Raw genomic sequence first — 12925 nt, forward strand, 5'->3', positions numbered from 1 at the left:
ACCGGTCGCTTTCGAGAAAGAGAGGAGTTAACCACGATGAAATCGGGCCGCACGCCGCTAACTGTGAAAGGCATCGTATTCAGCGCCCTGTTCGGCGCCCTACTGGTCGCCATGAGTTATATTCAGATTCGTTTTTCCTTCTCTCCGGTGCAGATCACACTGGAAAATATGGCCGTCATGCTGGCCGGAGCTTTGCTTGGGGCTTATTACGGCTTCTTCAGCATGTTTACCGTTGTCCTGCTGCTGGCGCTCGGACTCCCGCTGCTTCACGGACAAGGGGGGCTGGGACTGCTGCTCGGTCCGACCGGAGGATTTATCTGGATGTTTCCGGTCAGCGCCATGCTGATCGGCTGGTTCGTCAACCTGATTAAAGGAACAGGCTGGGCCGCTTATGTCGCGATATTCCTCGTCATCGAACTGTTCGGCTCCCTGCTCCTGTATGTAACGGGCGTCCCCTGGCTGATGTACAAGCTGAACGTGCCGCTGGGCAAGGCAATGCTGCTCGGCTGCTATCCGTACTTGCCGTTCGACGCGCTCAAGGCCGTTGCCGCTACTTTTATCGTCATTCAGCTTCGGCGTGTATTCCCTAAGTTCCTCTAGTCATCCCCGTATGGCGGATCCGGACCGACACTTCAACATCGGTGATCGAGTCCTTCCGCAGCGGAAATCCCTTTGCCCCCATCCTCTTCCAATCCTTGTAGCGGCTCTTGTAAGTGTGGTATTCGAGCTGGTACAAGTCGGCCTTCATCGCGATTCCGCTGCGGAACGTACGTTCAATCTCTTCCCGGATCAGCTTCTCTGCTATCTCTTTCAGCTTCTCCTCGTCCGATGACGCGACTTGTTCGACCAGATTGGCTTCGATGGACAGTTTAATCTTGTAGAAATAGCGCCCGTTCTCTTTATAATCATTCACATGAATGCGCGGGTCCTCCATAGACAGCACGGCGAGCAGCTCCCCCTCTTCCTCGATGAGCAGAGGAGTCCGCGAGGTTTGGGAGGTCATCCAGCGCAGCCCGGACAACCGGTCGTTATCGACCCAGCCCAGCAGTTTTTCCCGGTGAATCGCAAATACTCCGTCTATATACATTTTGGTTTCGGGCTTTCCGTTTTTTTTCCATTGGTCGGGCATTATGTCGAGACTCGGCAGGATCATCGTCTTACTCGGCTCCCGAAGGTCCGACAGCATTGTCACATACCGGACGGGAACGACCCGGGAATGCTGATTGTACGTCTCTTTCGGGTTATGAGATAACGTGGAGAGCGGAGTCAGCTCGAAAAAGGCCGGAACGACGAACAGCTCCTCAATCGGCATCTTTGTCCCGAACATCCAGGGAGTAAAGCGGATTTCCCGGTAGCGGCTAATCGCATCCTTAAACGTGGAGATCCCCTGCTTCAGCACGTTCTCTCCAAGTACGATCAGCGTAAGCTGGCTCCACATGATCCGCCCCTGTGCCGTTTTGTACAAATCGTTCATCGCCAAGTTTAAAGTTTTGCCCTTCCCTTTCCCTACCCACACTAGCGTCGGCCCGGGCTTCCGCCCTCCTTCCTGCTTGGCGATCGAAGCGAAATCGATCAATTGGGCGTATGCCGTAAACTCCCCCTTCTCGTAATCGACCCCTAGAGCGGTCACGTAGCTGATATTCTGAATCTCATGCATATCCCAGCAGCCTCCGGCCAGCAGCAGAAGAGGCACAAGCATCAGCCTCACCAAAGTTCTCTTCACAATCTGCTCCCCTCCTGATCGGAATGAGGGTCCTTGCTCAGCATATTCGGAATTTCCCGCTGTTTCTTCAGAGGCGGCTTCAGCAAGGCCGGGATGAGATCGCGGAAAGAGACCGGGGATAACGGCTCCAGATAACCGACTCCGAACGACCTCAGGCCCGATAAATAGATAACGATCGTAAACATGCTAATAAAAAAACCGAACATGCCCAGCAGGGACGAGCACAGCAAGGTAAACAGGCGCATCAGGCTGACGGTGCCGCTGAGCGATTGATTGACCAGAATAAACGTGGACACTCCCGTAGCGGCGGCCACGAACAGCATCGTCGGCGATGTCAGTCCGGCGCGGATCGCGGCATCGCCGATGATAAGCCCGCCCACTACCGCGATTGTTTGTCCCAGTCCTTTGGCAAGCCGCAGCCCGGCCTCCCGAAAAATCTCAAACAGCATAAGCATGAGAATAATCTCCATGGGAGCGGACAAGGGCAGACCGGACCGCGAGTTGGAGATCGTCGCCATTAACGGAAACGGAAGCTGGTCGATATTGAAGGAGATCAATGCGATCAGAAAACCCGGCGTCAAGATCGATACAAGCAGTCCCGTCACGCGAAGGAAAACTTCGAACGTAACAAAATAAAATGGAAAATGCAGATCCTCCGGCGATTTCAACTGCGCCGTTATATTTGTGGGAGCGATCAGCGCCATCGGAGAGCCGTCCACCAAGATGGCAAGCCTGCCCTTCAGCAGAACTTGTGCGATAAAATCGGGCCTGCCTATATAATCGAGAAGCGGGAAAAGCGAATAGGAGGAGTCCGAGATCCCTTCCTCCAGCTGTGCGCTGCTGAGCAGGGCGTCAATCTCGAAATGATTCAGCCGTCTGCGCGCCTCCTCCACCAGATCGGGTTTGGTAACTCCTTGCAGATACAGCAGCGATACCGCCGTCTGGCTCTCCGTTCCGATCACGAATACCTCGTTGTGCAGCTTGGTCGTTCTCAGCCGTTTGCGGACCAGCGCGACGTTGGTGGCAAGCTCCTCCGTGAAGCCGTCGCGGGGACCTTTGATCGAGATTTCCGTCGTCGATTCTTCGGGAGCGCGCTGCGGCACGTCGCAAATATGGAGCGTGTACATCAGATCCGCTCCGCTCAGCCGTACGATCAGTTCTCCGCTTAACAGACGTCTCATCCATTCCCGGTCACTGGTAGCTTCGCTCAGCTGCAGCTTATTTTTCAGCTCGGCCGCTATTCGCGCAGGCTCCTCCTCGCGGTTCATCACCTCATCAAAGGCAGGCAGCACAAAATCGGTGATTTGCGTCCGGCTCGCCAATCCCTCGCAAAACACCAGCACGATCTTTTTATCGCCCCGTTCGCCGTAAACGTACGACTGAACCACAATATCCGCCGACAGTTTGAAGTAGTCGCGCAAGCTCGCTTCATCCCAATCGGAAAGGCGGCCAAGGCCCGGTTCCTCCTCCAGATCGCGAAGTATATCCGGTACGGGCCGTCGGTGCCGGGTTAACCATTTTTTCCACTGCGGTTTCATTGGGATTCCCCCTTCTTGCGTGCTTGGATGTATACGATCAGGAAGAGAAGCAGGGACAACGCGAGCAAATACCAGAACACCGTGGTATAGTACCCCGTCAACAGCTTAAGAAATCCGGTATCGCTTAGCGGCGCGACAACGAGCACGAGAAGCAGCCCGCATAGTCCGAATTGGAATCCGTTTTTTTGGCGCGGCGCCTTGATCCGCCATACTTCGGAGATGAGCAGTACCATGAGCGAAATACGCACGAACGCTCCGGACAACCATTGGTAGATGGACAAAAAATCGACATGGGCAATGTAGCTTCCGATCGTAACCAGTCTCCACTGCTCATAAGACGGATAGCGCAGCTGCACCGATTCCAGCCCAAACGTCGCAATCGCCCCCATCAGCGGACCGATCGTCAGACCGCCCATGACAAGCACCAGGACGAACAAGTGAGTCCGTTTCAAGGAAGAATGCTGGAGAATCAGCAGGACGAGCAGCTCCATAATACTTGCCGCGACGTACTGCGCCGATTTCACTACAGGCATGACGCCATTTATAAAAGGGGGAGACAGCAGCTCGTACCGCTTGAACTGAAAGTTGCTCCCCATAACGAAATAGCCGAACGCGAGAACGGCCGGCAGCAACAAACCGGATGCGATCGCCAGCGATTTTATGCCTTTCCTGGACGAATAGTAACATAAAGAAAGCAGTACGCTGCCTGTGACGGTGATCGGCGTCTGCGGTAAAAACGTGACTTGAATCCACATTATGGTTTCTTTGAACGTAATATAGGCATTGGCAAACAAATACAGGGAGAACAGAGCGGCGATGAGACTGGACAGCCACAAGCTGGTACGGTCGCGCAGCCAGCCCATGAAGTTCCGCTGATGCGTCGCTTTGGCGATATAGGCGATCAGCAGCATCCAGAGCAGCAGCGGACCCAGCGACAGGAGCACGCCCATCCAGGCGTCTTTGGCGGATGCTTGAAGCAGCAGCGGTATAATCGTTACGTGGTTTACTAGACCGACAACCAGGATGAGCATGAAGTAGATCTGCAATGGCGATAGCTTGTCTGTCCGAAGCACGGCCCACCCATCCTCCCTTAGTTCCAATCTGCCGGGGCGTACGATAGCCATTGTTGCCATAAGACCGGCCCGTTAGACACGAAAAGAAGGGGTTTTCCCCTCCCGCCGGGCGCAGCGCTTGCCGGCATTCGGTTTTCTCCTCGGCCGGGATTCGCCGGGCTTACTGCGGCAAAGCGAAGATCGTCCCGTTGTTTGGACCACTCCCGCACCGGGTAAGTGATGTACGATACCGGGCTTCCGGACTTGATAAGCTAAAGGAGGCGCACAGCTATGCCATGGACGAAACGCAATTATCCGCCGTCGCTGAAAAATTTCGAACCCCGCGTCCGCGGAAAAGCGGTCGAAATTGCCAACGCTTTGCTGGAAGAAGGTTATGAGGCGGGACGAGCGATCGCGATCGCAACGTCCCAGGCCAAGGAGTGGAACGAGAACCATCCGGAGCAAGAAGCCGCTTCCGGCACTGCGGTCAATCTCCGGGTAGTCCCGCATGAAGGAAGCTGGGCGATCAAGCGGCAAGGCTCCCGGCAGCCGGAGGCAGTCGCCCCCACCAAGGAGGCGGCGGAAAATAAAGCGAAGCAGATCGCCTCCGACGAGAACATCTGCGTTATCGTACACAGGAGAGACGGAACAGTGGAGAAGTCCTTCAATTATCGGTAGTTCCGTCCCGTCCGTCTGTCCGGGATGCGCCGGCCAGCCTGCTCTCGTCCAGGCCCCCCTCCCGTACAACGGAGTGGCAGAAACAGCGGGCGGGGTTCCGCGGCAGGTCGGCGGTCGATCGACTCCAATAAGAGTCTTTGGCCCCCTCTATTTTCGGCGGAGTCGGGCAACCGAAGCGGATAGAGGCGGTTTGTACCCCTTATTTCAACCAATTGAGGGGGGCTGAACCGTTTTCGCGGATTTTAGGAGCTTCAAACCGCTCTTATTTTCCCATCCAAGCGGGTTCCGGAGGAAATAAAAGCTGCAAACCAGTCTTATTCGCTGCATTACAGCCCATCAAATCATCCTTTTCCTAGAGCAACGAAAAAGAAGTCTCCGCTCCACCGGGACGATGGATGCAGAGACTTCTTTCCTTACCGAAGCAGCGAATCCAGCCGCTCGCTGGCCTCTACCTCGTCCTCGAGCCGGGACCAGTAGCTCTTCAGCTCCTCGCGGATCGCCTCGAGCACTCCTACGCCGAGCCGCAGATCGCCGTACAGCTTGCAGCGGGACCACATCGAGCCGGATTCTTCCTCGCGGCCGGGCCGGTTGCCTTCCAGCCCGGCATGAAGCGCCAGCGCTGCGGGGTGGGCAGGCAGCGACAACGTGCGGCGGCGGATCTGAAGCTGCGACCGCTCTCCGCACAGGAAGCGGACCAGCTTCTGCGCCTCGGCGGGCTGCCGGGCGCCGCTGCTTACCGCAAGTCCGGTCACGAGCAGCAGCGTGTCGCTCGTCCTCAGCGATGGTAAAGGCGCGACGCCGTAGTCCAATTCTGTACCGATCAGCCGGTTCAAGCCGAAGTAGGTCGTCATAATCATCGAGACTTTCCCTTCGACGAACCAGCGTTCGATATCCGAATCGCTTTCAGCCCACAACGGCTGCGGCCGGCCTTGCTGATGGATAAGATCGCGGGCGATGCGCAAGCTTTCCCACAGGGCCGGATCTTCGGATGTGCGTTTTCCCTCGTCCGCAGAGAACCGGAAGCCGTTCTGCAGCAAGAAGACGAGCCACCGGTTCAGCGATTGGATGTGAGCGGCAAACCCCCATATGTCCGATCGCCGGGCGAGTATGCGTGCGGTCTTGAGAAGCGTATACCAGGTCCAGTCCCCACAGGGCTCTTCCAGGCCGTTGGTCCGAAAATGCTCGCGATTGTAACACAATACGATCGGGGAGAACAAAAACGGGGCCGCCTTGCTGTTCCCTTCCGCATCTTCAAACGCAGCCCGCAGCAGCGGGTGTGCCGCCTCGGTATCCGGAGCTTTCCCGATTATCGCCAGCTCCGGGTCCCGCTCCTTCAGCTTCAGCGCATCCCACGCGCTCACGGTGAACACGTCCGCCATCCCGTGCTCCGCGTAATCGTGGGGAAACGGAGTCGGCATCAGGTGCACGCGCAGCCCGGGGTTCTCCTGCTCGAACGACGCTACCATAGACGACAGCTTCGCTTCGTCTTCCAGTGGTGCATAATAAGCAAGCCGCAGGACGACGGACGCAGCAGCCGTAACCTCGGCCGGTTCCTTCCTGCTCGCGGCTGGCATCGAACCGTCTCCGGCTGCTGCAGCGGACGCGCCGGCCGGGGTCTGCTCACGCTCCGCACCCCGGACAGCCGCAGGCACGCCGACGACCCGGTTGCCCACCCGCCGGACTTTGACGATATACCCCTCGCTAACGAGCGTATCCAGCGCTTTCCTTACCGACTCTTTGCTAAGCTGAAACGTCTGTCCGAGCTCCACCTCGGAAGGCAGATAGTCCCCCGGCTTCAGTATGTTCTCCGCCATATCGCTCCGCAGGCGATCCGTCAGCTGTTGGAGACGCTCCGTAAATTGACTGCGGCTTGGTCGTGCCATATCCGTTCACCTTCTACTCTTCTGATCTTGTTTCGCCAGCCTTTCAGGCTTTTCCGTCACGTAATGGTAGTTGAAGTATTATATCATAATCTGGCGCAAAGATCAGGGGTTGCAGCCATATGTAGGCGATAAATATTTTTTTAGATCACATAGTCAGAGTCATTGACAGCGCATTCATTCACTTGTAGGCTATAAATAACACGATAATATATCGCCTAGCGAATGTTGTCACTGAATTTTTTTTACCTCCACGCGATTTCTAGGCGATATAATTCAAAGGAGGAACTACAGTGAATTGGAAACGTGTTGCTGCAGCGGCGCTTTGCTTCATGCTGACCGTGCCGGCTTTCACTCCGTCATCCGGGGCGGCAGCGGCTCATTCGACTACGTATATCCCTCAGCTTGTGCACAATGCCGGTTTCGAAGAGCCGATGCAAGGGGGAACGATTCCGGGGTGGACGACACTGCCCGCCGCCGGAGATCTGGGTACGGCTTTACTGGCCGAAGCGTCGCCAGAGAATGCCTTTTCCGGCAGAGCCAGCTTGAAGATGGCCGATCACGACCCGGGCCGTTCTCTGGAAGTGTTCAGCAGTCCGATTCCGGTTAATGAGGAGCAGACGTACCGCCTTCGGACGCAAGTATTCGTGGAAGCCAAAAGCGTGCGCATTTATGTCCGCTTCTTCAGCGGGCCCGACACCAAAACCGATCTGACGGGAGGAACTGTTAATGTTCTGGCCAATACAGCAGGGGCGTGGAATCCGATCGAGTTGGAAACGGCCGTTCCCAAAGGGGCGAAGTACGCGCAAGTTACGTTCTACTACGGCGCGGCGGGCACGGGGACGATCGCTTATCTCGACGACGTGCAGTTCGACATGAAGCAGCAGCCGATCAGCGAGTTGAATCCGCCTTACGTCTCCACCGGTCTCGATCTGGGGGAACCGGTCAAGATCGGCTTGTCGCAAGCTGCTTTATTCGGGAGCGGCCCGAACGGCGAACAGGAGCAGTACATAACGACGACCGGTTCTCCGATCGCCTTTACGGTTAACGATCCGGTGACCGGGCAGCAGACATTTTCCGAGCGGGTTACGGGCGCTACCGATCCGGTCTGGGGGATGGCGCGGGGCTCGGACGGCAACGTTTATTTCGCTTCGACAGGCAAGCTGTTCCGCTACCTTACCGCCGAGAAGCGGATCGAGAACCTCGGCACGAACCCGACCGGCAATACGACGATGTATGACGTAAAAGCGAGCTCCGACGGGAAAATATACGGCAGCACGTTTCATTCGTCCAACTGGGGGAAAGTGTTCGAATACGATATCGCCACAGGCACCTTCAAAGATCTGGGCGCCGTCAAAGACAAGGAAGCCTACGCGCGCGGGCTCGGCGTAACCGACCAATACGTATACGTCGGGACGGGCTCGAATGCAAGCCTGATCCGGATCGAACGGGCGACCGGGGCCAAAACGGAAATTAACATCCCCGGATACAGCGGGGAAAAGGGCAAAACGCTGACCGAAGTCGACGTATATAACGGGTTCTTGTTCGTTAACGCGACCAACAAGCTCCACATCTTGAAGGACGGCACCTACGAGTACGTTCAATCGATTCCGATCCAGTCCAAAATATCGCCGCCCTCCCCGCTCCAGCCGAATCTGATCTACTACAAGCTCGGGGAAGAGCTATACAGCTACGATATGGCGGCGAACCAAGTTACGAAGCTTTCCGGCATTACGCAACCTTTGCCGGATACCGCCTTTAAGATACACGCCTGGATCACGGCAAGCAGCGGGCGTTTTGCCGGGAAGCCTGCGCTCTACAGCATGGCCGCCTATGGCGAGACGTTCGTATACGAGCCCGTAAGCGGAGAGTATGCTACCCACAACGCCGCCCTTTCCGTCATTGGAACTCCGGTTAACGTGATGGAGCATAATAACGGTCTGCTGTATATGGGCGGCTTCCAGCGCGGCATGAGCATCTTCGATACGGTTACCGGACAGCTGAAGTACGACTACCCGTCGTTCCATCAGCCCGAGGGTATCGGCTTTTACGGCAGCACGGCTTACTTCGGAACCTACACCGGCGCGAAAATGTACCGGATGGATCCGGCGCAGCCGATCGATTTCAACGATTACGGCTGGGGCAATCCCGGCATTGCGGCGGATATCGAGGACGGCCAGAACCGGCCGTTCAGCATGACGAGCGGCGGCGGCCAAATTTTCGTCGGCACGTTCCCGGTCAGCGGCTTCGAAGGCGCGCTGACTGTGATGGAGGAAGTGAAGGACGGCAGCGGAACCGTGACAAGCGTAACGTACGAGACGTTCCGCAACATCATGCCGAACCAGTCGATCATCGGGCTCGCCTACAAGGACGGCAAAGTATACGGGAGCACGACGGTATACAGCGGCAGCGGATCGGTGAACCCGGCGCCGCTGAAAGCCGAGGCCGAAGTGTTTATCTTCAACCCGGTTACGAAGCGGATCGAGAAATCGCTGACGCCCAAAGTTGACGGGGTAGCAGGCGAAGTCAAAATAATCGGAGAGCTGGAAGTCGGGCCGAATGGCCTGATCTGGGGCGTGCAGGATGCCTTTGTAAGTACCGCTGCCGGCTATGACGCATCCATCTTCGCTCTCGATCCGGATACGCTCGAGGTAGTCAAGTCCAGGAAAATTACCCAATCTCCTTACAGCACGAGCAAATACCGGCCTTATTTTATTCGTTTCGGCAGCGACGGCCTGATCTATTCCACGATCGGAAGACAGCTGTTCGCCATAGATCCGGATACGCTGGAAGCGAAAAACATGCTGCCCGGCAAAGCGATTAACATGATGACGCTGGCGGATAACGGCGACATGTATTATATCGACGGCACGAAGCTGTTCAAGCTTCCGGTCGCGCTGCTCGTATCGGCGCCGGTCCTTTCGAAGCCGAATCTCGCTGCAGGGCAATCCGCCGACGTCTCGACTCCGATTCGCATGGCCAACCACTCCCAGCGCGATTGGAGCAAAGTGGTCACTACGTACACGTCGAGCAATCCGGCAGTTGCAGCCGTACAAGGCAGCACCGTAACTGCCGTCGCCCCCGGAACCGCGGCGCTCACAGCTTCCGTTCACTTCGAAGGACAGACGGTGGCGAGCGAGCCTCTAATGATTACGGTTAGGGAAGCCCAGCCGGAAGAGAACGGCGGCAGCGGCGGGAACAATGGGAATGGCAACAATAGCGGCAGCAGCAACAACAGTAATAACGGCAATAACTCCAATAACGGCAGCAGCAGCGACGACTTTATTATTCCGGCAGGAAGCACTAATCAACCGATCGACTCGGATACGCTGAAAGAAGCGCTAGCATCAGACAGCGATGTCACGATTCAAACCGTGCGGGAAGCACTGCTGCCCGCAGCGGCGTTGGCCGGGGCCAAATCGTCGTCGACGCTCTCGATCCGCAGCGGTCAGGCAACCGTCGTTCTGGAACCCGCCAAGCTGCCGATGTCGGATTGGGCCGCACAGTTGGGCGTGCCGGCAAGCGAGCTGAATATCCGCTTTACAATCGAGCCGGCTCTTGACGAAGTACAGAATCACGCAAAACAAACGGCGCACGAAATCGGGGTTGGGCTCCTTTCGCCAATGTACGAGTTCCGGGTGGAGATCGAATCGGCTGGAGCTCAGCGGCTTCCGATAACCGACTTCGGCAACCTGTATATGGAACGTAAATTAACACTGCCTCAGCCCGCCTCCAGCGGGGCCTTCGTAGCGCTGTACGATCCTGTTTCGGGTTCGATGCGATTTGTGCCAAGCGTTGTGAACAGCAGCGAAGCTTCGTTTTGGCGGACCGGCAGCAGTTTGTATGTCGTCGCGAAGACCGAACGGGCCTTCCAGGATACGGCCGGCCATTGGGCGGACCGGACGATCAGGGAACTGGCCGGACGATTCATCGTTACCGGGACGTCAAGCGATGATTTTGCGCCGGAGCGCGGCGTGACAAGGGCGGAATTCGCGTCCATGCTGAATCGCGCACTCGGCCTGTCCACCGCCGATACCTCCCGGACGGCCGGCTTCAGCGACGTAACGGCAAACGACTGGTTCGCCGGCGAGATCGGCTCCGCAGCCAGAGCCGGACTCATCGACGGCTACGAGGACGGCTCGTTCCAGCCGACCCGGATGATGAGCCGCACGGAGGCGGCTGCCATGGCGGTACGGGCAGCCGGTTTTGCCGGCATACCGACAAGCCTGAAGGGCGACGAAGCGGACGTATGGCTTCGCCCGTTCGCCGATGCGAATGACGTACCGTGGGCAAGAGAGGTGCTCGCAAGCGCGGTGAAGGAAGGACTTCTCGCAGGCAGCGCACCCGGGGAGCTTCAGCCTTCCAAGTCCATTACCCGAGCGGAAGCGGCGGCGATCGTCCACCGAATACTCGTCCGCGCCGGATTTATATCTGCTCCTTAACAACACGCCTGACCGGATTTCGGGCTGCTTCCAAGCAGTTTGAAGTCCGGTTTTTTTTCATAAAAAATAAAGAGTTGCAAAAACTAATATCATTAGTTATAGTAAAACTAACATCATTAGTTTCAAACCAAAAAGGAGTTCCGGACTATGAAAACAACACAAATTGGGACCCTACACCAATTAACCTTTATACCGCGCTTGTTCCCTGTCAACTGTTATCTGGTCGAGGAGGAGGACGGCTTGACGCTGATCGACGCCGCGCTGCCTTACAGCGCATCGGCTATCCTGCAGGCTGCCGACAAGATCGGCAAGCCGATCGCGCGAATCGTGCTGACGCACGCCCACGACGATCATGTCGGCGCGCTGGACGCGCTCAAGGAAGCGCTGCCCGGCGTGCCGGTCCATATCTCATCCAGAGACGCCCGGCTGCTGGCCGGAGACGTCTCGCTCGACCCGGACGAGCCGAATTCGCCGATACGCGGCGGCGTTCCCAAGAAACTGAAGACACGCGCCGACATCCTGCTGCAGGACGGCGACCGGGTCGGCTCGCTGCTGGCGGTATCGGTTCCGGGGCACACGCCCGGCTCGATGGCGTTCCTCGATACCCGCAGCCGCTTCCTGATCGCCGGCGATGCCATGCAGACTAGGGGCGGAGTCGCCGTCTCGGGGCAAGTACAGCCGCTGTTTCCGTTCCCGGCCCTCGCCACCTGGAACAAACAGGCGGCGCTGGATAGCACGAGGAAGCTGGCGGCGCTCTCCCCCGCTCTGCTGGCTGTCGGCCATGGCAGGATGCTGCGCGAGCCGCTGGCCGACATAAACCGCGCTATCGCCAAAGCCGAAACCAAACTGCGCCCGAACACGCCGGAAAGGACGGTATAACCGCCATGTCACCAAGAATCGGACTCGATCAGACGACAATCCTGATGGCCGCTGCGGATATCGCCGATACGCAGGGCATCGACGAGCTGTCGCTGGCCGCGGTGGCCAAGAAGCTGAATATCCGCACCCCGTCGCTATATAACCACATCGATGGCCTGCCCGGACTGCGCATGAAGCTGTCCGTCTACGGACTCGAACAATTATACGCCACGGCCCATAGCGCCGTAACGGATATGACCGGTGACGACGCGATCCGTGCGATGAGCGCCGCTTATCTGGCTTTCGCCCGTGCGCGACCTGGCGTATACGAGCTGACACTGCGCGCCCCGGATCCCGGACACCCGGAGGTTGTCGAAGCCGGCGGCAAACTCGTCCGGCTGCTCGTCGCTCTTTTCGAAGATTATAATATGACGGAGGATGCAGCGCTCCATGCGGTTCGTTGCCTGCGCAGCGTGCTGCACGGTTTTGCCTCGCTGGAGCAGAAGGGGGCCTTCGGCTTGCCTCTTGATCTGGACGTCACCTTTCGTCTGCTGGTGGATACGTTTATTGCCGGACTCCAAACGATCCGGACCTAATCCCATGAATGAGGTGCCGCCATGTCCATCGTCTCCATGCTTATATTAGCCGTCCGTTTTCTGCTCGAACTAGTACCCCATCAATCCTTAAATTGTGGGTAAAGGCGTTTTAATTTGATCCTTGCATCATCAGTAGTAAATTGCCAATCTACGCCCTT

Annotated in this window: 9 protein-coding genes; 5 read left to right on the forward strand and 4 right to left on the reverse strand. The window is 57.2% G+C overall.

What is annotated here, in order from left to right; genetic code table 11:
- Positions 1–36 precede the first annotated feature (36 nt).
- Positions 37–600 (forward strand): biotin transporter BioY, encoded by a 564-nt coding sequence (locus IDH45_RS31100; protein WP_190932044.1) that lies wholly within the window; start codon positions 37–39, stop codon positions 598–600.
- Here IDH45_RS31100 and IDH45_RS31105 read toward each other — a convergent pair.
- The 3 genes from IDH45_RS31105 to IDH45_RS31115 are packed head-to-tail and all read right to left on the reverse strand — an operon-like array spanning position 587 to position 4334.
- A complete protein-coding gene (locus IDH45_RS31105; protein ID WP_190932045.1) occupies positions 587–1723 on the reverse strand; it encodes a Ger(x)C family spore germination protein in 1137 nt (378 codons plus the stop codon). The genes IDH45_RS31100 and IDH45_RS31105 overlap by 14 nt on opposite strands.
- The gene (locus tag IDH45_RS31110; RefSeq protein WP_190932046.1) at positions 1720–3261 is read right to left on the reverse strand and encodes a spore germination protein; all 1542 of its coding nucleotides are present in this window, start codon (positions 3259–3261) and stop codon (positions 1720–1722) included. Before IDH45_RS31110 ends, IDH45_RS31105 begins: the two co-directional genes overlap by 4 nt.
- Positions 3258–4334, reverse strand: coding sequence for an endospore germination permease (locus IDH45_RS31115; RefSeq protein ID WP_190932047.1), 1077 nt, complete (start codon positions 4332–4334; stop codon positions 3258–3260). Before IDH45_RS31115 ends, IDH45_RS31110 begins: the two co-directional genes overlap by 4 nt.
- Before the next feature lie 270 nt (positions 4335–4604).
- Between IDH45_RS31115 and IDH45_RS31120 the strand changes: the two genes are divergently transcribed.
- Positions 4605–4991 carry a DUF2188 domain-containing protein gene (locus tag IDH45_RS31120; RefSeq protein ID WP_190932048.1) on the forward strand — a complete coding sequence of 129 codons (387 nt, stop codon included), beginning with the start codon at positions 4605–4607 and terminating at the stop codon, positions 4989–4991.
- A gap of 413 nt (positions 4992–5404) precedes the next feature.
- Here the strand turns inward: IDH45_RS31120 and IDH45_RS31125 are convergent, their stop codons facing one another.
- Positions 5405–6874, reverse strand: coding sequence for an extracellular solute-binding protein (locus IDH45_RS31125; protein WP_190932049.1), 1470 nt, complete (start codon positions 6872–6874; stop codon positions 5405–5407).
- 290 nt (positions 6875–7164) lie between these two features.
- On the opposite strand from IDH45_RS31125, the gene IDH45_RS35135 reads away from it, so the two are divergent.
- The 3 genes from IDH45_RS35135 (at position 7165) to IDH45_RS31140 (ending at position 12767) form a co-directional block, all read left to right on the forward strand.
- Positions 7165–11313 carry an S-layer homology domain-containing protein gene (locus IDH45_RS35135; protein WP_190932050.1) on the forward strand — a complete coding sequence of 1383 codons (4149 nt, stop codon included), beginning with the start codon at positions 7165–7167 and terminating at the stop codon, positions 11311–11313.
- Between the two features lie 147 nt (positions 11314–11460).
- Complete coding sequence (locus IDH45_RS31135; protein WP_190932051.1) at positions 11461–12192, forward strand: MBL fold metallo-hydrolase; 732 nt, start codon at positions 11461–11463, stop codon at positions 12190–12192.
- Between the two features lie 5 nt (positions 12193–12197).
- On the forward strand, positions 12198–12767 hold the full coding sequence (locus IDH45_RS31140; protein ID WP_190932052.1) for a TetR-like C-terminal domain-containing protein: 570 nt from the start codon (positions 12198–12200) through the stop codon (positions 12765–12767).
- Positions 12768–12925 lie beyond the last annotated feature (158 nt).

It is taken from the genome of Paenibacillus oceani (assembly GCF_014705615.1).
Classification (GTDB): Bacteria; Bacillota; Bacilli; order Paenibacillales; family NBRC-103111; genus Paenibacillus_AB; species Paenibacillus_AB oceani.